This is a genomic window from Halomonas sp. XH26, assembly GCF_024138895.1.
GTDB classification, from domain to species: Bacteria; Pseudomonadota; Gammaproteobacteria; order Pseudomonadales; family Halomonadaceae; genus Vreelandella; species Vreelandella alkaliphila.
In genome coordinates this window covers 1,349,082-1,374,482 of sequence record NZ_CP071889.1, presented here as the reverse complement: position 1 = coordinate 1,374,482, position 25,401 = coordinate 1,349,082, and the positions used below count along the sequence as shown (strand labels likewise).

At 51.6% G+C, this 25,401-nt stretch carries 18 protein-coding genes and 3 rRNA genes; 7 read left to right on the top strand and 14 right to left on the bottom strand.

What is annotated here, in order from left to right:
* Positions 1 to 33 precede the first annotated feature (33 nt).
* The 4 genes from bktB to J4377_RS06320 are packed head-to-tail and all read right to left on the bottom strand — an operon-like array spanning position 34 to position 5,247.
* Entirely contained in the window at positions 34 to 1,221 is a 1,188-nt protein-coding gene (gene bktB, locus J4377_RS06335) for a beta-ketothiolase BktB (protein WP_038483029.1), read from the bottom strand.
* Between the two features lie 50 nt (positions 1,222 to 1,271).
* Positions 1,272 to 2,414 carry an acyl-CoA dehydrogenase family protein gene (locus J4377_RS06330; RefSeq protein WP_198350102.1) on the bottom strand — a complete coding sequence of 381 codons (1,143 nt, stop codon included), beginning with the start codon at positions 2,412 to 2,414 and terminating at the stop codon, positions 1,272 to 1,274.
* A gap of 2 nt (positions 2,415 to 2,416) precedes the next feature.
* Positions 2,417 to 3,973: a fatty acyl-CoA synthetase gene (locus J4377_RS06325; RefSeq protein ID WP_253487434.1), complete on the bottom strand. Its 1,557-nt coding sequence runs from the start codon at positions 3,971 to 3,973 to the stop codon at positions 2,417 to 2,419.
* 41 nt (positions 3,974 to 4,014) lie between these two features.
* Positions 4,015 to 5,247, bottom strand: coding sequence for an ABC transporter substrate-binding protein (locus J4377_RS06320; RefSeq protein ID WP_038483019.1), 1,233 nt, complete (start codon positions 5,245 to 5,247; stop codon positions 4,015 to 4,017).
* A 269-nt stretch (positions 5,248 to 5,516) separates the two neighbouring features.
* On the opposite strand from J4377_RS06320, the gene J4377_RS06315 reads away from it, so the two are divergent.
* Both J4377_RS06315 and J4377_RS06310 read left to right on the top strand, forming a co-directional pair.
* A complete protein-coding gene (locus tag J4377_RS06315; protein ID WP_193068412.1) occupies positions 5,517 to 6,368 on the top strand; it encodes a TatD family hydrolase in 852 nt (283 codons plus the stop codon).
* Positions 6,369 to 6,380: 12 nt separating this feature from the next.
* A complete protein-coding gene (locus J4377_RS06310; RefSeq protein WP_038483013.1) occupies positions 6,381 to 6,860 on the top strand; it encodes a hypothetical protein in 480 nt (159 codons plus the stop codon).
* On the opposite strand, the gene J4377_RS06305 is transcribed toward J4377_RS06310, so the two are convergent.
* Positions 6,857 to 7,438: an elongation factor P hydroxylase gene (locus J4377_RS06305; RefSeq protein ID WP_099049300.1), complete on the bottom strand. Its 582-nt coding sequence runs from the start codon at positions 7,436 to 7,438 to the stop codon at positions 6,857 to 6,859. The two genes, J4377_RS06310 and J4377_RS06305, sit on opposite strands and share 4 nt — an antisense overlap.
* A 155-nt stretch (positions 7,439 to 7,593) precedes the next feature.
* On the opposite strand from J4377_RS06305, the gene J4377_RS06300 reads away from it, so the two are divergent.
* From J4377_RS06300 to J4377_RS06290, 3 genes are all read left to right on the top strand, one after another.
* Positions 7,594 to 9,012, top strand: coding sequence for an MATE family efflux transporter (locus J4377_RS06300; protein ID WP_253487432.1), 1,419 nt, complete (start codon positions 7,594 to 7,596; stop codon positions 9,010 to 9,012).
* 3 nt (positions 9,013 to 9,015) lie between these two features.
* Positions 9,016 to 10,014 (top strand): DUF3080 family protein, encoded by a 999-nt coding sequence (locus tag J4377_RS06295; RefSeq protein ID WP_038483007.1) that lies wholly within the window; start codon positions 9,016 to 9,018, stop codon positions 10,012 to 10,014.
* A 112-nt stretch (positions 10,015 to 10,126) separates the two neighbouring features.
* Positions 10,127 to 10,828 carry a hypothetical protein gene (locus J4377_RS06290; protein ID WP_038483004.1) on the top strand — a complete coding sequence of 234 codons (702 nt, stop codon included), beginning with the start codon at positions 10,127 to 10,129 and terminating at the stop codon, positions 10,826 to 10,828.
* An 87-nt stretch (positions 10,829 to 10,915) separates the two neighbouring features.
* Here the strand turns inward: J4377_RS06290 and tusA are convergent, their stop codons facing one another.
* Entirely contained in the window at positions 10,916 to 11,167 is a 252-nt protein-coding gene (gene tusA, locus J4377_RS06285) for a sulfurtransferase TusA (RefSeq protein WP_038483001.1), read from the bottom strand.
* A 28-nt stretch (positions 11,168 to 11,195) separates the two neighbouring features.
* Here tusA and J4377_RS06280 point away from each other — a divergent pair, with 28 nt between their 5' ends.
* Positions 11,196 to 11,483, top strand: coding sequence for an antibiotic biosynthesis monooxygenase (locus J4377_RS06280; protein ID WP_038482998.1), 288 nt, complete (start codon positions 11,196 to 11,198; stop codon positions 11,481 to 11,483).
* Between the two features lie 30 nt (positions 11,484 to 11,513).
* On the opposite strand, the gene rlmM is transcribed toward J4377_RS06280, so the two are convergent.
* From rlmM to J4377_RS06240, 8 genes are all read right to left on the bottom strand, one after another.
* A complete protein-coding gene (gene rlmM, locus J4377_RS06275) occupies positions 11,514 to 12,581 on the bottom strand; it encodes a 23S rRNA (cytidine(2498)-2'-O)-methyltransferase RlmM (protein ID WP_198350099.1) in 1,068 nt (355 codons plus the stop codon).
* Between the two features lie 571 nt (positions 12,582 to 13,152).
* Positions 13,153 to 13,268: ribosomal RNA gene (gene rrf / locus J4377_RS06270) — 5S ribosomal RNA — on the bottom strand.
* A 128-nt stretch (positions 13,269 to 13,396) separates the two neighbouring features.
* Positions 13,397 to 16,289, bottom strand: a 23S ribosomal RNA gene (locus J4377_RS06265).
* 319 nt (positions 16,290 to 16,608) lie between these two features.
* Positions 16,609 to 18,143: ribosomal RNA gene (locus J4377_RS06260) — 16S ribosomal RNA — on the bottom strand.
* Together the 16S, 23S and 5S rRNA genes form the textbook arrangement of a ribosomal RNA operon.
* A gap of 661 nt (positions 18,144 to 18,804) precedes the next feature.
* Entirely contained in the window at positions 18,805 to 20,610 is a 1,806-nt protein-coding gene (locus tag J4377_RS06255) for an acyl-CoA dehydrogenase C-terminal domain-containing protein (RefSeq protein WP_253487430.1), read from the bottom strand.
* A gap of 253 nt (positions 20,611 to 20,863) precedes the next feature.
* Positions 20,864 to 21,631, bottom strand: coding sequence for an SDR family NAD(P)-dependent oxidoreductase (locus tag J4377_RS06250; protein WP_231658639.1), 768 nt, complete (start codon positions 21,629 to 21,631; stop codon positions 20,864 to 20,866).
* A gap of 16 nt (positions 21,632 to 21,647) precedes the next feature.
* Positions 21,648 to 23,318 carry an AMP-binding protein gene (locus tag J4377_RS06245; protein ID WP_095602238.1) on the bottom strand — a complete coding sequence of 557 codons (1,671 nt, stop codon included), beginning with the start codon at positions 23,316 to 23,318 and terminating at the stop codon, positions 21,648 to 21,650.
* A gap of 189 nt (positions 23,319 to 23,507) precedes the next feature.
* The gene (locus J4377_RS06240) at positions 23,508 to 24,071 is read right to left on the bottom strand and encodes a TetR/AcrR family transcriptional regulator (protein WP_089037912.1); all 564 of its coding nucleotides are present in this window, start codon (positions 24,069 to 24,071) and stop codon (positions 23,508 to 23,510) included.
* Between the two features lie 128 nt (positions 24,072 to 24,199).
* Here J4377_RS06240 and J4377_RS06235 point away from each other — a divergent pair, with 128 nt between their 5' ends.
* Entirely contained in the window at positions 24,200 to 25,387 is a 1,188-nt protein-coding gene (locus tag J4377_RS06235; protein ID WP_231658638.1) for an acetyl-CoA C-acyltransferase, read from the top strand.
* Positions 25,388 to 25,401 lie beyond the last annotated feature (14 nt).

Below are 25,401 nucleotides of genomic sequence, written 5' to 3'. Positions count from 1 at the left end.
CACACCTGTCGATTGTTATTGGAAAACCGTTTGTTATTCGCGCTCTATTAACAGCGCAATGCCCTGCCCACCGCCGATACACAGCGTGATCAAACCATAGCGGCCCTGACGTCGCTCCAATTCGTGTAAGGCTTTTAGGATCAAGATGGCACCGGTCGCGCCTACTGGATGACCGAGCGCCACCGCACCACCATTCGGGTTGAGTTTTTCCAATGGGAAACCCAGCGTATCGGCAACCGCCATTGCTTGTGCCGCGAACGCTTCATTGGACTCAATCACATCAATGTCATTGATCGTCAGCCCTGCCTGTTGGAGGCAGCGTTTCACCGCAGGGATTGGCCCTAACCCCATTACCGAAGGCTCCACACCGGCGGTGGTTGCCACGCGAAGTCGCGCCCTCACCGTTAAATTGCGCTGCTGTGCTTCATCAGCATGCGCCAGCACCAAGGTCGCAGCGCCATCGTTGATCCCAGAGGCGTTTCCTGCCGTTACTATTCCCTCTTTTTTAAAGGCCGGTTTAAGCCGGGCTAAATCGCTTAATTCAACACCTTCTCGCACATGCTCATCACGGGCAAAGGAAACCGTCTGTTTTCCTTTTGTCACCTCAACAGGCACGATTTGTGCGTCAAAACGCCCTTCTGCAATGGCTTTTGCCGCCTTACGATGGCTATCCACCGCAAACTGATCGAGCTGCTCGCGACTTAAGCCATACTGCTTAGCGATATTTTCAGCGGTCATGCCCATATGTCCGCTGCCAAATGGGTCACTAAGAATACCGAGGGTAAGATCCTGGATATTGGCATCGCCTAGGCGTATGCCATTGCGTGCTTGGGGCGGCAGTAGATAAGCACCTCGCGACATGGATTCAGCCCCACCTGCCAATGCTAAGCGGCTGTCGCCCAGAGCGATTTGCTGCGCAGCGGATATCACTGCCTGCACGCCGGAACCACATAGCCGGTTAACATTAAAGGCACCGGCTTCTTTTGGCACACCCGCACTCAACGCAATATGGCGGGCAAGGTAGGCATCTTCTGGGCTAGTGGTAATAATATGGCCATACACAGAGTGGTCGATATCAGCGCCAGCAACGCCCGCACGGCGTAGTGCTTCCTGGGCAGTGATAGTGCCTAACTCATGGGGCGCGAAAGATGAGAGCGACCCACCAAACCCGCCAATAGCGGTGCGGGCACCGCTTACAATAACAACGCTATCCAGTTGCATAATCTCTCCTTAGTAATGACGCACAGCGGAAAAGGACTTAAGAAAAGCGCTTAAGCCACTTTGCCCAACAGCGAGCGTGCGACCACTTCTTTCATAATCTCAGAACTACCGGCGTAAATAGTTTGCACACGTGCGTCTAAATAGAAGCGTGAAATGGGATATTCATGGGTGTAACCATAACCACCAAACAGCTGAAGGCACCGATCAACAGCACGACACTGCAGCTCGCTAAGCTGTAATTTGAGTATCGCGGCCTCGGTACTTGTCATCGTGCCGTGGCGGTACTTATTAACGCACTGATCGAAGTAGGCACGCGCGACATCCAGCTGTGCCTTGATCTCAGCCAGCGTAAAGCGGGTATTTTGAAAATCGGCCACGCGTTGACCAAATGCGTGACGTTGGGTGACGTAATCAAGCGTTAATGCCAACGCGCCCTCTACCGCGCCAAGCGCTTGCGCGCCTACGCCTAAGCGCTCTCGGGGCAGCTCTTGCATTAGGTAGCGAAACCCAGCGCCCTCTTCCCCTAATAAGGCACTGTTAGGCAGTTGCAGCTGGTCAAATGCTAACTCTGCCGTATCGCTGGCGTGCTGGCCAATTTTCTTAATGGGCTTGCCACGGGAAAAACCAGGAAGTGACGTATCGACCAAAAACAGCGAGACCCCTTTTGCACCTGCACTGGGGTCTGTTTTTGCACAGACAATAACGAGATCGGCCACTTGGCCATTGGTAATAAACAGCTTGCTGCCGTTGAGTAGCCACCCATCGGCTGTTTTGGTGGCGCGGGTTTTCATCGCTGCCAAGTCACTGCCAGCATGCGGCTCGCTCATGGCAATCGCCCCCAACCACTCCCCGCTTGCCATGCGGGGCAGCCAGGTTTCGCGCTGTTCATCAGTGGCTAAATTTTGCAGATAAGGCATCACGATATTGGCGTGAATATTGTAAGCGCTGGCTAGCCCACCAAACCCTTGCCGAGACATCTCCTCCAGTGCCCGTTGGGTGATGGCAATATCGGCACCTGAGCCACCATAGGTCTCATCAAGATCAATCCCCAATAGACCAGCGGCACCCAGCGCTAGCCATAAAGAGCGCGGTATTTCACCGTCCGCTTCCCACTGGTCATAGAAAGGCGCCACTTCCTGCGCTAAGCAGCGGCTGATCATGTCATGAAACAGCGCCTGTGTTTGCTCGTCCATGCTCACTCCTTTAGGTCTTTGCGCAGGTGACGTTTAAGAATTTTACCTGCGGTGCTTTTTGGCAGAGCCTCTGCAAACACCACACGCTTAGGAACTTTGTAGGGTGCAATCAAGCTTTTGACATGTTGGATGAGCTCATCCTCGCTAGCCACTTGCCCCTCTTTCACCACAACAACGGCGGTAATCGCTTCAATCCACTTTTCGTCAGGCAGCCCCACCACCGCTACTTCCGAAATAGCCGAGTGCTTAAACAGCGCCTCTTCCACCTCACGGCTGGCAACCAACACGCCCCCCGTATTGATAACGTCTTTAATCCGGTCCACGACATATAAGTAGCCTGCTTCATCGAAGTAGCCCACATCACCAGAGTGAAACCAGCCGCCTTGGAAGGACTCAGCGGTCATCTCCGGCTTATCCCAGTAGCCCATCATTAACTGCGGCGAACGATGGACAATCTCGCCATGCTCGCCCGAGTCAACATCGTTCATTTCCAAATCAACAATGCGTGTTTCCACCGTAAGTATCGGCCGCCCCGCCGACGCAGGACGCTCAGCATGCTCATCTGGACGTAATACCGTTGCCAAGGGGGCAATTTCACTCTGCCCATAGCAGTTATATAAACCAACGCTGGAGAATCGCTGCTGTATCTCTTCCAAAACAGGCACCGGCATGATCGAGGCGCCGTAGTACGCCTTCTTGAGCGAGGTTAAATCAAACTGATCAACGTCAGCATGACGTAGCAAGCTGATCCACACCGTGGGCGGCGCAAAGAACGATACGATTTTTTGTTCGGCAATCGCCGTCAGACAGCTATCCGGAAGCGGTGCTTCAAGCAAATGAATGGGGGCGCCAAGTAGTAAAGCCGGCATCAAAAAAACATGCATTTGTGCCGAGTGGTAAAGCGGAAGAGCGGCCAACATGGCGTCACTTCCCTTGATATCCAGCTCCACCATGCAGGCCATATATTCCGCCATCAGCGCTTGGTGGGTCATCATTGCCGCTTTAGGCGCTGCCGTTGTGCCAGAGGTATAGAGCAGCTGTGCCAGACTACTTCCCTCTACGGCGACCGCTGGCTCCCTTGTTGATGGCGAGGAATGCACATAAGCCAAGACATCAAAACGACCCAACTGGATATCTTGTTGATCAGCATGCAGTGTTCCATTGACCGTTAATGCTAAACCTTGGGTTGCCTCCTGAACTTTGTCAGCTAACGAACTATCGCTTAGCACTCCTTTCGCCCCGGACTGCTCAAGGATATAGCGCAGTTCATCACTACTTAGCGCAAAGTTAATAGGCACATGTACTAAGCCCGCTTTAGTGGCAGCAAGCCAGGCAATGACATAGGCATCTGAGTTTTTACCATATACCGCCAACCGATCCCCAGGAGAAAGACCGGCCGCTAACAAACCACTAGCTACGCTGTTAGCGGCATCGTTAAGCGATTGATAGCTCCAGGTTCGCTCACCAAACGTTAGTGCGAGTTGTTGAGAATATTTGCGAGCGCTGCGGTTTAGCGCAGCGCCAATCGTATTACGATGAATTAAGGATGTCTGTTCCATGCCAAGTCCTTATTGTTATGTGTTGTTAGGGCTTCAGCGTTTTACGAATTGTTGACGAGTGGGCAAACGCTTTCAGAAAGTGGCCGGAATGCTTCCTCGGCGGGAATAGTGCGCACAACTCTGAAGAGGTCATCCTCATCAACTGACTCTTCCGGTGTTTTCACTTCAACGAGATACATGTCATGCACCATACGGCCGTCCTCACGAATGTAGCCGTTCGTTGCAAAAACATCGTTAATGGGGGTATCGAGCATCTGCTGACGAACGGTTTGCGTGTCGTCTGTTCCCGCGGCCTCAATGGCTTCTAAATAGTGGCGGGTGCTGGAATAGAGCCCTGCATGCACCATGGTCGGCATGCTGCCGGTGCGCTCACGGAAACGCTCTGCCCAGGCACGCGTTTCATCAGTTAAGTCGTAATACCATGCTTTAGTAAACTGCAGCCCTTGAGCGTTCTCCAGGCCAATGCTGCGTATATCAGTACTGAACAGCACCATGCCGGCTAGAATCTGCCCGGCTTGAGTAATGCCAAATTCGCCTGCCGTTTGAACGGCATTGATGGTGTCACCACCAGCATTATTGAGGGCAATTACATCAGCGCCCGATGCCTGGGCCTGCAGCATAAAAGAGGAAAAGTCACTGTTCGGAAAGGGGTGTCGTGCGCTACCTACTATCGTTCCACCATTCTCCGTGACCACCCGCTCTACATCTGCTTCAAGCGCATGACCAAACGAGTAGTCGGCACTGAGTAAATACCAGTTTTTATAGCCTTCCTGAGTAATTGCCTTTGCCGTGCCATTGGACATCGCCCAAGTATCGTAAACCCAGTGAATATGGTTAGGAGAGCAGTGCTCGTTAGTGACACTCGAAGAAACAGCGCCGTTCACTAAGCCAAGTTTATCCGCCTCTTCTAACAAGCCTACTGCTGCTAATGTAACCGATGAAGCCACTAAGCCAGTGACCATGTCGACATTGCGTTCATCAATCCATTCACGCACCACGCTTGAGCCAACATCAGGGCTATTGCGATCATCAGCACTAAAGACGACAACTTGGGCACCGTGTACGCTGCCGCCAATATCTTCAATTGCCATCTCAATGGCGTCTTGCCCTAATGGGCCTATGGGATCGCGATAAACGCCTGACATATCAGCTAGATAACCAATACGGATTTCATTATCTGAAATACCTTCATTGGCGGCTACGCTGGGCGCATAGCTAGCCGTAATGACCGCAGCCGATAGCACAGAAATAGCGAAATGACGTGATAAATGCATGCTTTTCACCTGTCTATTGTTGTTATTAAATGAGCCTTAAGCCCGATTTATTTCATGCTTCACCCTCATGTTAAAAGTAAAAACTGCTTTACTGTTTACCTATCGAGCCAGTTTTTTTGCAATTCGTGCCATTCGAATGAGATATCCATCCGGGATAGACCATTAGTCGTTGTTACTCTCCAGCGTTACAATGGCGTTTTACAGCTGGCTAAATAATTAACGAGAGCTGGCTGCTATCGAATATTTAACTAACACTGGGAGTGTGACGCTTGGCGACAAGTGCTGTGGATAGTTTTTTACCCGAGGCGCTGCAATTTCGTTCTGGTGCCCCCTTGGTGGATATCGGCGCTAACCTGACTCACGAGAGTTTTCAGCGTGATTTAGCTGATGTCATTGCGCGGGCGAAAGCGGCCAATGTAGCTACCTTAATAGTGACGGGTACTGATATTGAACACGCTGAGCAAGCCGTAGAGCTGGCTAAACAGACCCCAGGCATATATGCGACTGCCGGGGTTCACCCACACGATGCTAGCGGGTGGAGTAGTGATGTGGCGCGCCAGTTGAAAGCGCTTCATCAAAAACCTGAAGTGGTTGCCGTGGGCGAGTGTGGGCTGGACTTTAATCGCAATTTTTCAACGCCTCACGAGCAAGAGCGAGCGTTTGAGGCTCAGTTGGCGCTCGCTGCTGAAAGTGGCTTACCGCTATTTTTGCACGAACGTGACGCGGGGCAACGAATGCGTGAAATGCTGCATAGCTGGCGAGATGATATCAGCCAAGCCGTTATTCACTGTTTCACCGCTGACCGAGATACGCTGCACGGCTATCTCGATTTAGATCTTCATATTGGATTAACCGGCTGGATTTGTGATGAGCGCAGAGGTCATCACCTTCGTTCAATAGTGAAAGATATTCCGTTAGAAAGGTTAATGGTAGAGACTGACTGTCCTTACCTGCTGCCTCGCAACCTTCCAGCCAAACTAAAAGGACGCCGTCACGAGCCAGCCTTGCTACCATGGATTGTAAGAGAGATTGCCCAGTGGCATGACGTGACTGAAACCGAGCTGGGGAACGCAACAACCCGCACTGCCCAGCATTTTTTCCGCCTTGATGCGGAAGCTTAAAAGGAGCGAAGCGTGGCTGATTACCCAGGATTTATTGCCATTGAGACGGGCGAAGATGACGGCTTGCCGCTGGCTATTGCCTGGTCTCTACCTGATGGACGCATTAAACAGACACTCATTCAGCCTGACGATAGCTGGATCAGTGAAGACACGAACGTGATGGGTTCTTATAGCATTGAAGAGCTAGAAAGCCTCGGCGTCAGCCCGTTGGATGTCATACGTGAACTAGAGACCGATCACTTCTCGGCTACGCTGTACACTAGCGATAACGGTGAGGATGAAGCAGCGCTGGCTCGGCTCTTTGACACCTACGGCTTGGATCCTTTTGTTGAATTAGCGCCTGCACAGGTGCTTTATGAAGCGATTAGTGCGAGAGATTGGCACCGCTTACGCAGCGAAATTTTTAACGACATGGGGCTCGAACCGATGCGGCCCGAGCACGAAATTGAAGTAATGCTAACGCTTCACAAGCAGCTTACCGAGAAAGACTAAGCCGACGCGACCAGCGCCACGTCAAGTTCTCGCTGCCCCTGTTTAATGGCCTGCACCAAGGTATCTTGATGCTGATAATAGCGTGTCAATGCGATAAAGAAAGCGTTGGCACGCAATGGCAGCCCCTCTTCTAAATAACGTGCTGCTCTGGCATCTACTTTGTTGGCAAACGCCTCACGATCCACCTCAACATCCCCACCCAAGTTATCTACACTAACGTGGAATATGCGTCCGCAGGCACGAGTAAACAGCTTTTCCAGCGCCTGCGGGGCAATCTCCGCTTGTTCGAAGGCGTGCTGCTGCTGGGCGTCGCGCCCATCAGGCAAGTACCAGTACCCGTAATCTTCCAACTGCCGACGCTTCTCTCCTGCGATACACCAGTGGCTAATCTCGTGCAGTGCACTAGCAAAAAAGCCGCGCGCAAAAATCACCTGATGATAAGGTGTTTCAGATGTAGCTGGGCGATATAGGGGTTCATCGCCACCTTTGATTAATCGCGTCTGATAACGTGCTAAAAACACACCATCAAACAGCGCCGTTATGTCGTGAAGCGTCCAACGCTCCTGCTCTTGAGTCACTATATACCTACGTCGTCGTTCATTTCGTAAAGTATACCCGCGCCTTGTCCCGATGATAAAGAGATGGCAAATCATTAGACAGCTACCGAGATCCTAGTAACTCCTGCTACTCTATCGGCTTTTGTTGGGTCACTTTGCTAAACAGGAAACATACCGTGGGCGGCTTCACTAGCAATATAAAATCCATCTATTGGCCAGAAACACGCACGTTGGTAGCGTTAGCACTACCCATCTGCGGCGCCCAACTCGCACAAGCGGGCATGAGCGTGGTCGACGTCATCATGACCGGCAGGCATAACGCCACCGACTTAGCTGCCGTTTCGGTTGGCTCAAGCCTGTGGATGCCACTGATGCTATTTATGACCGGTACGTTGATGGGCCTCACACCTATCGTGGCGCACCTTTTGGGCGGCAAGAGAAATGCTGAGATTTGCCCTGCGGTTCATCAGGCATTGTGGGTCGCATTAGTACTCGGGTTCACTGCCGCTGCATTGCTGTGGACAGTCGTAACGCCGATATTCGAACTTATGAAGGTTCCCCCTGCGGTTGCAAGAGAGTCTGCTGCCTACCTTTCCGCTGTTGCCTTCGGCATGCCCGGAATCGCTTTGTTTCAGGCGCTTAGAGCCTTTTCAGATGGCATGAATCACACCCGCCCCGCGTTATGGATTAGCTTGGTGGGGCTAACCGTTAATATTCCCAGTAACTATTTACTTATCTATGGCGGTGATGGCCTAGTTAATATATTTGGTGATGGATTACCCAGCGCTCTGCAACAGCTACCGGCACTAGGCGCATTCGGCTGCGGCATCGCTACAGCACTCTCGATGTGGACAATGGCCGTTGCAATGGCGCTCTATACCCGTAAAGGACGTACCTACCAAAGCGTCTCGATTTGGCAAACGCTGACGCCACCAACACTGTCCGGCATCCGCGAGCTTGTAGTAGTGGGTGTGCCCATCGGTGTGGCTATTTTCGTGGAAGTGACGTTATTCACACTGATAGCCCTGTTTATTGCCAGCTTTGGAGAGGTCACTGTAGGGGCTCACCAAATTGCTCTAAGCTTCACGTCTATTCTCTTTATGCTGCCGATGTCCTTGAGCATGGCACTTACCGTACGCGTGGGTAATACATTGGGCCAACAACGTTCTGCTATGGCGCGCACTGTTGCTTGGAACGGTATCGTGATCAGTGTCATTGTGGCCGTCATCAACAGTACATTACTTTGGTTTACAGCGGTGTCGGTGATTTCGTTGTATACCTCCAATGCCGACATCCAGGCTTTGGCGCTCACCATCATATCCCTGGCAGTAATTTTCCAGCTATCAGATTCACTTCAAGTCAACCTAGCAGGTGCATTACGAGGTTATAAAGACACCCGAATCGTGATGGTCATTACCGTACTTTCTTACTGGATTGTCGGTTTAGGCGGTGGTCACTGGCTAGGAACTCACGGTATAGGTGACATGTCTGACCCGTTGGGGGTGCATGGTTACTGGATAGGCCTGATTGCGGGGCTCAGCACAGCCGCACTATTACTTGCTTGGCGATTAAAGTGGATTAGTCAACAGGAGTAAGCAATGGCACTCTACCCTCAAGCTATATTATGGCTGACTACCAGTGCCAGCTTGGTACTAGTGGGCTGCGGAAACAATGGTGCCGAACAGCCCTGGGTAGAGTATCACCAACAGCTCACTAGCGATCTTTCAATTGCCAATATTGAGCGTCATCCGCCACCTAATATTGGTGAATTTCCTGAACGTCGAGAGCGACTATTCAATATTCCTGAAACTCGAGAGGGTATGCTGAATATCTATGCGTTACGTGAGTGCCAGATAACATCACTCATTGCAGCACGGAACAATCAGTTGGGCCGCGTTGCTCCCCCTAGCCAGCACTGGCTTTACGAACGCGCGCTATGGCAACGCCTAAGTGCCTGCTGGAACAGTGATATTCCTGACAGCTTAAGTGATGACAATAAAGCGCGATTGGCTGAACTAACTGAACTCAAGACAGAACAGCTACCAGCGGTCAGCTGGAATGCCATTTTTGATTCTGAAGAGTGGGAAAAAAGCTTTTCCCGAGCAAGTGCCCCTTTAAATAGCTCTGAACTACCTAATATTGACAATCAACTGGTTGCAGTTGATTACCTTGAGCGAATGGTCACACACCAATTTAGCCAAGCATGGCAACAGGACTCTTCAGCACTTGAAAACCACCTTAAAGCGCTGCAAGAGAGGCCTTTAACAGCAGAAATTTTACGCACACTGTTGCTCGCCCACCAACGCTTAACGGAGGCAAACCTAGTACTTGAGTCAACGCGCTTAACCACTAGTGAATGCCTGCAAGATGATTTTCCAGCAGGATTTAATCAAGTTGAGCAGATTTCTCTCAAGTGGCTTACAGCAATTAACCGACTAATTAATGCCCACCAAATAACGCCACCTGAAGCGGTTAAAAACTATCAGAACACTTGGTTATCATTGAACAACCCACAGGCGCCCTGGCAGCAACTTCAACAAGTAAAAGCACAACACCAAGCGTTGCGAGATCAATTTACTAGCTGCTCCGATAATTAAAAATCACAAACCCCCTTAACCTTCTGGGCAACCTGTGCTATTGGTGAACTAAGTGGTAGGCAGCATACGCTGTTTACCGATGTCGTGACCACGCAGCACAAGGAGGGACATTATGGGCGCATCCCTGTCACCCCGCTCTGCCCAGGTCATCGACCTGGAAACCGTGCGTCAGCGTCAGCAGGCGCAAAAATGTTTGATCCGCCTAGCCCCTGAGCTAGATGGGTTAGAGATGGTCTACCAGCTCGCTGCGAGTCCCGACACGTATTACGGCCTACCTGTTTTGGCCTGGGGGCTACAAGAGAACGGTAACGTCATTGGCCTTGTGCCATGGATGGAGAAGCTCGCTGCTTGCCATGAACTCGACAGCCATGAAAATGGCCAGTTTATTGGCTACCGCGATCCAGAAACCGAAGAAATTTTCGCCCTTCCTCCTGATCATAAATACGACGAGCTAATGGCTTCAGCCAGTTACTTCGAGTATGAAGCTTCAGGAGATATTACGCTGATTCAACAGCTTCCAGACACCCTTGGCACTCATGCTTTATGCATGAATCATCCCGATGCACCCTGGAATATGAAGCAAGTCTATGGATGGCGTCTCTATAGCGATGGAAGCGTTGAAGCAGTTCTTGCCGATGAACAGCAAGCCACGATGTCTCCCATCCTACTGGGTGACAAGTGCCTTTACGATGCCCACTCCCGCCATCGCACGGTTTACTTTTTTCAACGCCATATCGCTAGCCGCATTATGGATGAAGACCCTGCGACACTGGAAGCTTTGGCGATGATGGTTGTTCCAAATAAAGAGGGGTGATCTTAAATAAGCACTTGCGAGGCTACCCAATCAAAGCCAGAGCCTAAAACCAATATTAATGGCTAGCCTCGCATAGCTGCAGAAGCCTTACGCTAGGCGAATAAAGTACACGTAGTGGTCATCAGACTCCTCTTGCAGCAGTAGCTGGTGTCCCAAAAATTGACAAAATTTTGGCACATCACGAGTCGTTGCGGGGTCTGTTGCTATTACCTTCAACACCTGCCCTGGCGTCATATCACGCACCTTGTTATGCATTAACATGATAGGTTCAGGGCAATACAAACCCGTTGTGTCTAACGATGCATCAAAGGCACTTGGGTCATACGTATTATCAGTCATCTACAATCTCGTTTAGGAAACAGACAGCATGATCAAAGTAATCATTGAACGGCGTATTATGCCTGGCCTGGAAGAAGAATATGAACTAGCTGCCCGCGAAGCAATGCGCGTTTCACTTGGCGTACGAGGATTTGTCGGTGGAGAAACGCTCGTCGAACTTGGCCATACAGATCGCCGCCTGATGATTACCAAATGGCGCGATCTTCGCGCTTGGAAAGAGTGGCATTCAAGTGAAGCACGTGCAGCGGCCATGCAGAGCATCCTACCTCTATTAACAGAAGACGAAACTATCCGCGTGTACGAACCAGGCTGTTGACACCCTTACGCTACTCTGCTGACCTTTAAATTAGTGAGCGAGCCTTACATGAACCGTCACTTCTTCCCTATCATGGTAGAGGTGGCGACATGTAATCGTAGCGCGCACTCCCGCCGCTTCCAACGCATCTTCCAAAGTGCTAATGCAGCGATCAACCTCGTCCCAGCGTTTCTTCATGGGCAGTTTTAAATTAAAAATTGCCTCTCGACACCATTTCCGAGTTAACCATCTTTCCACCATTGCCAACACGCGCACAGGCTTATCGACGATATCACAAACTAGCCAATCCATTCGTTGCGGCGGTTCCCAAGTAAATCCATCTTCTTTAAGATGATCTATCTGTCCCGTAGCCATTAGCTGCTTGTCCATTGGCCCATTATCAATGGCATAAACATACATGCCACGCTGGACTAACTGCCAAGTCCAACCACCTGGGGCGGCCCCTAAATCCGCTGCCTGCATATGATCCGCAAGCCGTGCATCCCACTCTTCTCGGGGAATAAACTCATGCCATGCCTCTTCTAACTTCAGCGTTGATCGGCTTGGCGCACGGGATGGGAAACGTAGGCGACGTATACCATTAATCAGCTCACTTCGATTGTCAGGAAAGCTCATACCCAACTGAACACGATCACCATCCGTCCAGAAAATATGTAAACGACGTGCACCGGCTTTACCACGCAAGGCGCCCCGTTTTTTTAGCATACTCTGCAATGGCTTAGTCAGCGCTTTAATTAAGCCTGCCAATGCTTTGCCATCATTGGTATCTGGCGTTTCGTGCCAAATTTCCTCAAAACTCCAACGACTCGACTTTACCTGATCGAGAATAGCCGTAAGCCTATCATCTCGGGACAGCGTGAGCGCAGGCAGTGCAGCTAGACTTTGGCGAGCAAAAATAAGTTGCTTAAACGCCGCTTTACGATGCAAATCATTAATCGGCTCTTTATCTAAGCGCGTTAAACTCACCCAACCTTCGCCTTTCGCAGGTTCGCAACTTACCTCGTGCTGTTTGGCGTGGTGTTGCATTTCAGCCAGTGCGTCGCTTTCAAACCCTGGGCGGCAATAGACAAGCCACGATGTGGGTACTGTTTCACTCACCCTTTCACCTCGAAAGTAATTTCATGTCATAGGTGAACATCTATTCAGAATAAAATGCCCCCGCTAATCGCCGCATCATAGCATTTTCTTTCAATTGCTTTCTAAGTAGTGAGATTAGTAGCGATGATTTATCTGCTTGATGAACTTAAAACATTATCGCGATCAACAAAAAACCCCAGCTTCAGTTGAAGCTGGGGTTTTTTGTTAATAATTGCCTGACGATGACGGCACCCAGCTCTCCGAGCCGCTCTCGTCATTCCCGCAGGCCCTTAGCGGGAATCCATGTTGACCTGGGGGTTCGGGCGGCTACAGGCCAAGGTCAAGATGGATTCCCGGTAAACCCTCTCGGGAATGACGGTGCGGTAACTCGGAAATAACCGGCAGGTGGCCGCTTTGTGATAGGGGGCTAGGGGATGCTTTTTTCTTCCGCGCAAACAAAAAACCCAGCCGGTTGGCTGGGTTCTTTGTTAAATAAGTGCCTGACGATGATCCGGGCGGCGCTCCGCTACTCTCCAGGGGAGACCCCTAAAAAGCAAAACCCCGACCAAATGGCCGGGGTTTCTCAATAAGTGCCTGACGATGACCTACTCTCGCATGGGGAGACCCCACACTACCATCGGCGCTAAGCGGTTTCACTTCTGAGTTCGGCATGGGATCAGGTGGTTCACGCGTGCTATGGTCGTCAGGCGTAACTTTTAATGCATATCATGCTGAACATGTTACTGATGTTTTGTGGCGTCTCTCGTTTCCTGTCGCTGACAGGAAGCGCGTATCCGGTTTTCATTATCACTACGACCAGACCCCTTGGGTGTTATAGGGTCAAGCCTCACGGGCCATTAGTACACGTTAGCTCAACGCCTTGCAGCGCTTCCACACCGTGCCTATCAACCAGCTGGTCTCGCTGGGCCCTTCAGGAGGCTCTAGGCCTCAGGGATGTCTCATCTTGAAGGGGGCTTCCCGCTTAGATGCTTTCAGCGGTTATCCCGTCCGCACATAGCTACCCGGCAATGCCACTGGCGTGACAACCGGAACACCAGAGGTGCGTCCACTCCGGTCCTCTCGTACTAGGAGCAGCCCTTCTCAAACATCCAACGCCCACGGCAGATAGGGACCGAACTGTCTCACGACGTTCTAAACCCAGCTCGCGTACCACTTTAAATGGCGAACAGCCATACCCTTGGGACCGACTTCAGCCCCAGGATGTGATGAGCCGACATCGAGGTGCCAAACACCGCCGTCGATGTGAACTCTTGGGCGGTATCAGCCTGTTATCCCCGGAGTACCTTTTATCCGTTGAGCGATGGCCCTTCCATACAGAACCACCGGATCACTAGAACCTGCTTTCGCACCTGCTCGACGTGTCTGTCTCGCAGTCAAGCACCCTTATGCTCTTGCACTCACTGCACGATGTCCGACCGTGCTGAGGGTACCTTCGTGCTCCTCCGTTACTCTTTGGGAGGAGACCGCCCCAGTCAAACTACCCACCACACACTGTCCTCGATCCGGATAACGGACCTGAGTGAGAACGCCAATGATGCCAGGCTGGTATTTCAAGGTTGGCTCCCCTCGAACTGGCGTCCGAGATTCAAAGCCTCCCAGCTATCCTACACAGGCAACATCAGCGTCCAGTGTGAAGCTATAGTAAAGGTTCACGGGGTCTTTCCGTCTAGCCGCGGGTACACCGCATCTTCACGGCGATTTCAATTTCACTGAGTCTCGGGTGGAGACAGCGTGGCCATCATTACGCCATTCGTGCAGGTCGGAACTTACCCGACAAGGAATTTCGCTACCTTAGGACCGTTATAGTTACGGCCGCCGTTTACCGGGGCTTCAATCAAGAGCTTCGGACGAATCCTAACACCATCATTTAACCTTCCGGCACCGGGCAGGCGTCACACCCTATACGTCCGCTTGCGCGTTAGCAGAGTGCTGTGTTTTTACTAAACAGTTGCAGCCACCTGGTATCTTCGACCGGTTCGGGCTTAGAGAGCAAGTCTCGTCACCCTACGCCGGCGTGCCTTCTCCCGAAGTTACGGCACCATTTTGCCTAGTTCCTTCACCCGAGTTCTCTCAAGCGCCTTGGGATTCTCACCCTGACCACCTGTGTCGGTTTGGGGTACGGTCGCACATGATCTGAAGCTTAGAGGCTTTTCCTGGAAGCGTGGCATCAATGACTTCCTGACCGTAGTCAGTTCGTTTCGTGTCTCGGCCTTAAGGCATCCCGGATTTACCTAAGATACCAGCCTACTCACTTTCACCAGGACAACCAACGCCTGGCTCACCTAGCCTTCTCCGTCCCCCCATCGCAATCATGTCCGGTACAGGAATATTGACCTGTTTCCCATCGACTACGCCTTTCGGCCTCGCCTTAGGGGCCGACTCACTCTGCTCCGATTAGCGTCGAACAGAAACCCTTGGTCTTCCGGCGAGGGAGTTTTTCACTCCCTTTATCGTTACTCATGTCAGCATTCGCACTCGTGATACCTCCAGCAGACTTCTCAATCCACCTTCATTGGCTTACACGACGCTCCTCTACCGCTCACACATAGTGTGAACCCGTAGCTTCGGTACCTGGTTTAGCCCCGTTACATCTTCCGCGCAGGCCGACTCGACTAGTGAGCTATTACGCTTTCTTTAAAGGATGGCTGCTTCTAAGCCAACCTCCTAGCTGTCTGAGCCTTCCCACATCGTTTCCCACTTAACCAGGATTTCGGGACCTTAGCTGACGGTCTGGGTTGTTTCCCTTTTCACGACGGACGTTAGCACCCGCCGTGTGTCTCCCACGCTTGCACTCACCGGTATTCGGAGTTTGCCTCGGGTTGGTAAGTCGGGATGACCCCCTAGCCGAAACAGTGCTCTACCCCCGGCGGTGATACGTGAGGCGCTACCTAAATAGCTTTCGAGGAGAACCAGCTATCTCCGAGCTTGATTAGCCTTTCACTCCGATCCACAAGTCATCCAAATCTTTTTCAACAGATCCTGGTTCGGGCCTCCAGTTGATGTTACTCAACCTTCACCCTGCTCATGGATAGATCGCTCGGTTTCGGGTCTATATCCAGCGACTGTGTCGCCCAGTTAAGACTCGGTTTCCCTACGGCTCCCCTAAACGGTTAACCTCGCCACTGAATATAAGTCGCTGACCCATTATACAAAAGGTACGCAGTCACAGAACAAGTCTGCTCCTACTGCTTGTACGCACACGGTTTCAGGATCTATTTCACTCCCCTCTCCGGGGTTCTTTTCGCCTTTCCCTCACGGTACTGGTTCACTATCGGTCAGCCAGGAGTATTTAGCCTTGGAGGATGGTCCCCCCGTCTTCAGTCAAGGTTTCTCGTGCCCCGACCTACTCGATTTCACATGATCAGATTTTCGACTACGGGGCTATCACCCACTATGGCCGCGCTTCCCAGCGCATTCGCCTAATCAGTCACATGCTTAAGGGCTGGTCCCCGTTCGCTCGCCGCTACTAGGGGAATCTCGGTTGATTTCTTTTCCTCAGGGTACTTAGATGTTTCAGTTCCCCTGGTTCGCCTCTTACGCCTATATATTCAGCGCAAGATACTCATCTTATGATGAGTGGGTTTCCCCATTCAGAAATGCCCGGGTCACAGGTTGTTTGCCACCTCGCCGAGCCTTATCGCAGGCTTCCACGTCTTTCATCGCCTCTGGCTGCCTAGGCATCCACCGTGTGCGCTTCATTGCTTGACCCTATAACCCGAAGGAGTCTGGTATCTCGCAATGATAACGATTGCCGGATACGCTTGAGACGTATCACAAAACAATTACGTATAAACGTTTTAAAACGTTTATGTCAGCATGATATACATTGTTAAAGAGCGACTGCTATGCGCAGTGATAAGCGAGTGCTTTTTTCACGTTAAAAGAAAAAGAAAGGTCTTTAAAGAAGATCTTCAAAAAGGTCTTTTCTCTTTCTTCAACATAAAGAAAACGCTTATCACTGCGTATCAACAGCATTCTGATCAGGTAATTCATTGTGAGCGCTTACCGCGAGGGATGATGCATCGTTTAAGGAGGTGATCCAGCCGCAGGTTCCCCTACGGCTACCTTGTTACGACTTCACCCCAGTCATGAACCACACCGTGGTGATCGCTTTCCCGAAGGTTAAGCTAACCACTTCTGGTGCAGTCCACTCCCATGGTGTGACGGGCGGTGTGTACAAGGCCCGGGAACGTATTCACCGTGACATTCTGATTCACGATTACTAGCGATTCCGACTTCACGGAGTCGAGTTGCAGACTCCGATCCGGACTGAGACCGGCTTTTCGGGATTAGCTGACTCTCGCGAGCTCGCAACCCTTTGTACCGGCCATTGTAGCACGTGTGTAGCCCTACTCGTAAGGGCCATGATGACTTGACGTCGTCCCCACCTTCCTCCGGTTTGTCACCGGCAGTCTCCTTAGAGTTCCCGGCATTACCCGCTGGCAAATAAGGACAAGGGTTGCGCTCGTTACGGGACTTAACCCAACATTTCACAACACGAGCTGACGACAGCCATGCAGCACCTGTCTCTGCGTTCCCGAAGGCACCAAGTGATCTCTCACAAGTTCGCAGGATGTCAAGAGTAGGTAAGGTTCTTCGCGTTGCATCGAATTAAACCACATGCTCCACCGCTTGTGCGGGCCCCCGTCAATTCATTTGAGTTTTAACCTTGCGGCCGTACTCCCCAGGCGGTCGACTTATCGCGTTAACTTCGCCACAAAGTGCGCTAGGCACCCAACGGCTGGTCGACATCGTTTACGGCGTGGACTACCAGGGTATCTAATCCTGTTTGCTACCCACGCTTTCGCACCTCAGTGTCAGTGTCAGTCCAGAAGGCCGCCTTCGCCACTGGTATTCCTCCCGATCTCTACGCATTTCACCGCTACACCGGGAATTCTACCTTCCTCTCCTGCACTCTAGCTTGACAGTTCCGGATGCCGTTCCCAGGTTGAGCCCGGGGCTTTCACAACCGGCTTATCAAGCCACCTACGCGCGCTTTACGCCCAGTAATTCCGATTAACGCTTGCACCCTCCGTATTACCGCGGCTGCTGGCACGGAGTTAGCCGGTGCTTCTTCTGCGAGTGATGTCTTTCCTAATGGGTATTAACCACTAGGCGTTCTTCCTCGCTGAAAGTGCTTTACAACCCGAGGGCCTTCTTCACACACGCGGCATGGCTGGATCAGGCTTTCGCCCATTGTCCAATATTCCCCACTGCTGCCTCCCGTAGGAGTTCGGGCCGTGTCTCAGTCCCGATGTGGCTGATCATCCTCTCAGACCAGCTACGGATCGTTGCCTTGGTGAGCCATTACCTCACCAACTAGCTAATCCGACATAGGCTCATCCAATAGCGGGAGCCGGAGCCCCCTTTCTCCCGTAGGACGTATGCGGTATTAGCCTGGGTTTCCCCAGGTTATCCCCCACTATCGGGCAGATTCCTATGCATTACTCACCCGTCCGCCGCTCGTCAGCGGGTAGCAAGCTACCCCTGTTACCGCTCGACTTGCATGTGTTAGGCCTGCCGCCAGCGTTCAATCTGAGCCATGATCAAACTCTTCAGTTTAAAATCATTGTGATGCTTACTCGTCACTCGAAAACGTGATGTTTACGAACAACAAAAGCGCATCAAACTTGGCTCAAGGTTCAAACGAATTCATTCAACTATTGTTTAAAAACTTACGTTTAAAAACTGTCGTTCTCATGACCGCTTGCCTTGATATTTGGTGATTTATCACCCTCATCGGCAAGCGCCCACATGAATTACCTGATCAAATTGTTAAAGAGCTGTTTTCACTGCTGAACTTCCGAAGAAGTAACTGGCTAGCCGATGAACTGGCTTGCCTCAGCGAGGAAGGCGTATTCTACGCATTTCCTAGTGTTTGTCAATCACTGTTTTGAGTGAGTGAAGCGAGTGAGCGAAGAAAGCGAGATAACGTTGCTTTCTGGCGCGGCTCGTTTCAAAAAGCGTTGGAAGACATCGCAGTATATTGCTGCTGAGTTCTTCTAACTCTCTGACAAACCGAAGGTTTTCACCTTTATTCACCGCTGGTAACGCTGTGCGTCCCCGGCAGCGGATGCGTACTTTACGGATTCGCTGCCGTTTTGGCAAGAGCTATTGGAAAATAAATTGAAATAAAAAAGCGGCAGGTGTTGTTCTAAGAACAAGCCTGCCGCAAACCACCGATCAGTCCCCTGACCAGAGAGTGCTCAGTTAAACCTAATGCTTAAATCTCAAAGCCCAAGCCAAAATCTTCGCTCGACATCGCCATAAGGCTTCCCGCACCCGCTTGAATCATCTGAGCATGTGCTTTAGTACGCGGCAGCAGGCGCTGGTAATAGAAACGAGCAGTATTCAACTTGGCCGCATAAAACGCCTTATCGCCACCTTCTAATTCCACCAACGACTGCTTAGCTGCGCGGGCAAAAAGGTACGCCAAGGTGACATAGCCGGAGTACATGAGGTAGTCGACGCTAGCCGCCCCCACTTCTTCACGGTCTTGCATGGCTTTCATACCCACGCCCATCGTTAGCTCGCCCCACTCAGCATTTAGCTTCGCTAGCGGCTCAACAAACTCTTTTAGAGCTGGGTTATCAGCTTCCGTCTTACAGAACTTATGGATCTCTTTGGTGAATACTTTTAGCGATTCACCCTGGCTCATCAACACCTTTCGGCCAAGCAGGTCTAACGCCTGAATGCCGGTAGTACCTTCATAGAGACGGGTAATACGCGCATCACGCACCAGCTGTTCCATTCCCCACTCTTTAATGAAGCCGTGCCCACCAAAAATCTGCACGCCTTCATTGGTGCACTCAAAACCAACTTCAGTGAGAAACGCTTTCACGATAGGCGTTAATAGACCAAGTAGAGTTTCAGCCCGCTCTTTCTCTTCGCCAGGCTTACCGTGTTCAACGATATCTAGCATTTGAGCGGTGTATAGCACCAGCATGCGACCACCCTCGGCGAACGCCTTCTGGGTTAGCAGCATACGGCGCACATCCGGATGAACAATAATCGGGTCTGCTACTTTCTCAGGCGCTTGAGCACCAGAAAGGGCACGCATTTGTAACCGGTCACGAGCGTAACTAAGCGAGTTTTGGAAACTGGCTTCAATTAAGCCTAAACCTTGAATGCCCACCCCAAGACGTGCGGCATTCATCATAGTGAACATGCACGCCAAGCCTTTGTTAGGCGCTCCAACTAAATAGCCCGTCGCACCATCAAAGTTCATCACACAAGTCGCATTACCGTGGATGCCCATTTTGTGCTCAAGCGAGCCACAGGAAACGCCATTACGATCGCCGGGATTGCCTTGAGCATCTGGCATAAACTTAGGCACAACAAATAGAGAAATACCCTTCGAGCCCTCAGGAGCCCCAGGCAGTTTGGCTAATACGAGGTGCACAATGTTTTCTGCCAGATTATGGTCGCCAGCAGAAATAAAGATCTTAGTACCTGTAATGGCGTAGGCACCACTTTCATTAGGCACCGCACGCGTCTTAATTAACCCGAGGTCAGTACCACAGTGCGGCTCGGTGAGACACATAGTGCCCGTCCAAACGCCTTCAACCAGCTTGGTAAGGTAGGTTTCCTTTTGCTCATCAGTGCCATGGTGCCGAAGCGCATCGGCCGCACCATGGGAAAGCCCTGGATACATACCCCACGCTAAGTTAGTTGCGCAGATCATTTCAGACAGCATCATCGCCAATGAGGGCGGAAGACCTTGGCCGCCCTGTTCAGGATCTGCTGCTAGGCTTGGCCAGCCACCTTCAACATATTGCTGATACGCTTCTTTAAAACCTTGCGGCGCTTTAACTTCGCCACCTTCTAACAAGCACCCCTCTTCATCGCCACTTTGATTGAGCGGAAGTAGCACATCACGGGCAAAGCGCGCGCCCTCTTCAAGAATCGCATTCACGACGTCTGGAGACGCTTCATCACCACAGGGTAGCGCTGCATAGTGGCTGGGATAGTCAAACATTTCGTCCATAACGAAACGCATATCACGTAAGGGGGCTTGATAGCTGGGCATGTCACTTCTCCTGAGCAGGGGGCTGAAAGCGGCTTACATTTTTAGTACGGCTTAGATTCCAAAAAAGCCACTTTCAAACACATGTTTGAAAACTAGCGCGCAGCCGCATCATAGTCAAGCGGTCGTTTGAATATAACACCCAAAACCGCTACAACTTTGGTCGACCAGCCGGTAAAAAATTGATCTATAAACAAAAAAACCTGCCAGCAAAAGTGCTGGCAGGTTATCAGACGCTACTAATTTTTCAGCCCAATTACTGCATTCGAATGCCGCCATCCAGCCGAATTACTTCACCATTCAACATTGGGTTAGTGATAATCTGTTCGACCAACTGAGCAAACTCATCTGGCTTACCCAGCCGTTTGGGGAAAGGCACCGCAGCGGCTAAGGCTTGAGCCGCTTCGTCAGGAATCTCACTCATCATGGGCGTTTCAAAAACGCCAGGCGCAATCGCCATAACGCGAATAGCATGACGCGATAGCTCTCTAGCAGCCGGCAAACTCATTCCCACAACACCGGCTTTCGAAGCACTGTAAGCACACTGCCCCACCTGCCCATCGAATGCCGCGATAGAAGCCGTATTAATAATTACGCCCCGCTCACCGCTCTCATTGGGCGTATTTTTGGCCATGGCGGCTGCCGCCAAACGCATCACATTAAACGTACCCACTAAATTAATGTTGATCGTTTTTGCATAGCTTTCCAGGTCTGCGGGATTGCCATTACGGTCAACCAGTTTGGCCACGCTTACTACGCCGGCACAGTGAATAACACCCGAAAGGCCGCTGCCACCTCCCAGTGCAATCGCTTCGTCAATCGCCTGCTGCATTTGCTCGGCAGAGGTGATATCAGCTATGCAGGCCACTGCACGACCACCTAAGCGTTTAGCATGGTCCGACACGCTATTATTCATGTCACACAATACAACGCTCCCACCGGCAGCTATTAGGCGCTCTGCCGTTGCCGCACCTAGCCCTGAAGCAGCACCAGTAATTAAAAACGTACAATCCTTCACCTGCATTTCAACTTTCCTTTGATTATTTGTCGTTGCGTGCTTGCTCAGTCGCTTGGGCACGAAGTTTGAAGCGCTGAATCTTGCCGCTAGGCGTTTTGGGCAGCTCATCGACGAATTCGATAACCCTGGGGAACGCATGAGTAGAAAGACGCTCACGCACTTGCTGGCGGATCTCATCAGCAAGCGCCTCACTAGCCTCATACCCATCACGCAGTACGATATAAGATTTAATGACCTCGCCACGAATCTCGTCTGGCTGGCCAACCGCTGCAGATTCGGCAACCGCAGGGTGGGTCATGACACTGTTTTCAACATCCGTAGGGCCAACTCGGTAGCCTGCGGTGGTAATAATGTCGTCATCACGTCCGGCAAATTGAAACGAGCCGTCTTCATTGCGGATAACTACATCACCAGTCAGGTAGTAACCGTTCACAAAGGGATCTTTTTCTTGCCAGGTATACCCTTGGAAAAAGTGGGCGGGTGAGTTTTTGATATCAACTGCAAGCACACCCGGCTCACCGGGCGGCAGCTCGTTATACTCGGCATCCAAGATAGCCAAGCGGTAGCCCGGCATTGGCACACCCATCGCTCCAACGTGTTTGGGGTGATCAAGGGAGTGATGGTTATTACAGGTCATGCCGGTTTCTGTTTGACCATAGTGATCCATGACCGGACAACCTAACGACTTCTCCACCCAGGTCACTACTTCTGTATTCAGTGGCTCGCCTGCCGAACTCGCCGCGCGAAGCTCTAAGGTTTGGTGGGCGTCATCGAACAGTCCTGACGCTTTCATTAAGCGGTATGCCGTGGGCGCCGCGGCGAAGTTAGTAATATGGTGACGCTTCATGAACGCCAAGGCACCTTCTGCACTGAAACCCGCCTCGCAGAAGTGCGTGGTAACACCGAGCAGCAGCGGCCCAGCAATCGCGTAATAAAGCCCGTATGCCCAACCAGGGTCAGCCATATTCCAAAAGCGATCATCGTCACGAAGATCGACTGCCAGCTCCATATAGAGAGCAAACGCTGTCATACCGGAAAGCGGCACAGCCACTCCCTTTGGCTTACCTACCGTGCCTGAAGTAAACATCTGAAGAAAAGGTTTTTCAGGGGCAAGACGAGGTGGCTTTTCGCTCATTGACGTATGCGTCAACGCAGCCTGCCAATCATGATCATTAGGATGCTCGCTAGTGGCCCCGCCTACTGCCAAAACAGGCGGGCACTGGCTTAGCCCATCAAACTTAAAGCGATTAGCATGATCGGTAATAACCAGCTTGGTGTCAGCGCGCCCCAGGCGATAATCCACCGCATCAGGACCGAACGCGGTAAATAACGGCTGATAAACCGCACCAATTCGCCAAGTGGCAAGAACCGCCACTAACAGTGCTGTTGAGCGCGGCAGCATGCAGGCAATACGGTCCCCTTCACCAAGCCCTTGGGCCTTAAACCAGCCAGCAAGCTTGCCACTCTGCTCGTCTAGTTCTGCATACGTCAGCGTATGGGTTTGTCCATTGATATCTTCCTGCACGAGCGCAAGCACATCACCTCGCCCCTGGCGCACATGACGACCGCAGCATGCCTCGAAGGCATTAAGGCAACCATCCTGATGGTCATCCAGCCTGGCAATCATGGTGTCAACCGTAAAGCCTTCCAGGAAGGTGGAATATGTGGGTAGTGACGCTGATGTTGCTGTCATGATGGCTCTCTTATGTTGTTAGTCGTGAGCAGTTGTACGCAAACAGACAGGCCAGGTTTCGTTCTACGCTTTATTTTTGTCCGTTTACGTTAACGGAAACCTTGCAATTAAACTAACGCTAAAAGCATTTACGCGGGAGCGCAAGCAATCAGCGTCGTAAATAGATTAGACGTTGGTCGAGAAGGGGTATTAACGGGCCATAATCATCGCGACCAGCTCATCGGCTAGATCATCGGGTGTGCGCGGCCCACTAGGGTCGTACCAGCGTACCGTCCAATTCAGGGCACCCAATATAAATCGCGATACAAGAAAGCGGTCACCGTGAATAAGCTCTGCTGCCAGCGCATCATCGATAACCTCTACCCATAGTGCTTCGTAAGCATCCCGCAGGTGGCTTAAATGGGCACTCGCATCTGGATCTAACCGTCGCCATTCAAATAACGCGACCACATGGGCATTGCGATCAGCGAAAAGTGTCTCTAAGTGCGCTCGGGCCATAGCATGCAGACGCGCCTCAGGATCATTGTCGCACTCTTGAAGCGCTGCTTTAGCAATACTAAGAGCATTCTGGGTACCCTCCTCTATTACCGCAGCTAAGATTTCCTGCTTATCTTTGAAGTGATGGAACAAGCTGCCAGACTTGATACCCATTTCTTGCGCCAGCATACGCACCGTGGTGCGATCAAAGCCTTCTTGGACGAATAGCTGAGCCGCTAAACGTGTCAATTCCTTGCGGCGAGGGGAAGCATTCATTACATTCATGTCATTTACACTAGCGCTTGCTTGGTTACTTAGGAGAAGACCACAGCCCCGCCAACGGGTCAACGCATCACTAAGCTTACAGCAAGATAATCACAAGAAATCCGACAGGAGACGCACAAATGAGTAATGCCACCGAGGTTGTATTTTTATCTGCCACCCGCACGCCAATGGGCGGCATGATGGGTAGTCTTTCCAGCATGACGGCTCCCGAACTTGCGGCCGTTGCAATCCGCGCTGCCATAGAGCGAGCGGGTATCGAAGCATCCGTTATTGAAGAAGGCATCATGGGTTGTGTACTACCCGCCGGCGTAAAACAAGGGCCAGCCCGCCAGGCCATGCGTCAGGCTGGCATTCCCGATGCCAATGGTGCTACTACGATCAATAAACTGTGTGGTTCTGGCATGAAAGCCACCATGCTAGCCCACGACTTGATCAAAGCCGGGACGGGGGAAGTGCTTCTCGCTGGCGGCATGGAATCGATGTCTAATGCCCCACACGTACTCACTAAAGCGCGTGGCGGTTATCGTCTAGGTCATGGCGAGCTAAAGGACCACATGTTCCTTGACGGCTTAGAAGATGCCGAAACCGGCAAATTGATGGGGGTTTTCGCTCAGGATGTTGCCTCAGAGCGTGGCTACACGCGCGAGCGCCTGGATGATTTTGCCATTGCATCCTTAGAGCGCGCTATGGACGCTACCAATAACGGCCACTTAGCGGCAGAAATGGCGCCGGTAACAGTAACCACACGCCAAGGTGAAACGCTGGTCGAGCATGATGAACAGCCCTTCCAAGCGAAGCTAGATAAAATTCGCCAGTTGCGCCCGGCGTTTGCCAAAGACGGTACTATTACGGCTGCCAACGCTAGCTCAATTTCCGACGGTGCATCCGCACTTATTTTGGCCAGCCATGAAGCCGCACAGCGCCATGGTGTGAAGCCACTAGCCAAAATGCTTGGCCATACCACCCACTCTCGCCATCCAAGCGAATTCACCATTGCGCCAGTCGGTGCCATTGAAAAGCTGATGAAAAAGCTTGGCTGGGGTGTTAACGATGTTGATCTGTTTGAGATTAACGAAGCGTTCGCTGTCGTTACGTTAATGGCGATGGATGACTTGGGGCTACCCCACGAGAAAGTCAACGTGTTTGGCGGCGCTTGTGCCCAAGGGCACCCAATTGGCTCAACAGGTTCACGCGTCATTGCGACGCTTATTCACGCCCTACGCACCAAAGGCGGCAAACGTGGTATTGCCAGCCTGTGCATTGGTGGTGGCGAAGCCACCGCTGTGGCCGTTGAGCTAATCGACTAATATAATCAACCCTC

Coding starts and splice junctions, on each gene's coding strand:
- bktB (WP_038483029.1), bottom strand. CDS start 1,221: ATGCAACTGGATAGCGTTGTTATTGTAAGCGGTGCCCGCACCGCTATT.
- J4377_RS06330 (WP_198350102.1), bottom strand. CDS start 2,414: ATGGACGAGCAAACACAGGCGCTGTTTCATGACATGATCAGCCGCTGC.
- J4377_RS06325 (WP_253487434.1), bottom strand. CDS start 3,973: ATGGAACAGACATCCTTAATTCATCGTAATACGATTGGCGCTGCGCTA.
- J4377_RS06320 (WP_038483019.1), bottom strand. CDS start 5,247: ATGCATTTATCACGTCATTTCGCTATTTCTGTGCTATCGGCTGCGGTC.
- J4377_RS06295 (WP_038483007.1), top strand. CDS start 9,016: ATGGCACTCTACCCTCAAGCTATATTATGGCTGACTACCAGTGCCAGC.
- J4377_RS06290 (WP_038483004.1), top strand. CDS start 10,127: ATGGGCGCATCCCTGTCACCCCGCTCTGCCCAGGTCATCGACCTGGAA.
- tusA (WP_038483001.1), bottom strand. CDS start 11,167: ATGACTGATAATACGTATGACCCAAGTGCCTTTGATGCATCGTTAGAC.
- J4377_RS06280 (WP_038482998.1), top strand. CDS start 11,196: ATGATCAAAGTAATCATTGAACGGCGTATTATGCCTGGCCTGGAAGAA.
- J4377_RS06255 (WP_253487430.1), bottom strand. CDS start 20,610: ATGCCCAGCTATCAAGCCCCCTTACGTGATATGCGTTTCGTTATGGAC.
- J4377_RS06250 (WP_231658639.1), bottom strand. CDS start 21,631: ATGCAGGTGAAGGATTGTACGTTTTTAATTACTGGTGCTGCTTCAGGG.
- J4377_RS06245 (WP_095602238.1), bottom strand. CDS start 23,318: ATGACAGCAACATCAGCGTCACTACCCACATATTCCACCTTCCTGGAA.
- J4377_RS06240 (WP_089037912.1), bottom strand. CDS start 24,071: ATGAATGCTTCCCCTCGCCGCAAGGAATTGACACGTTTAGCGGCTCAG.
- J4377_RS06235 (WP_231658638.1), top strand. CDS start 24,200: ATGAGTAATGCCACCGAGGTTGTATTTTTATCTGCCACCCGCACGCCA.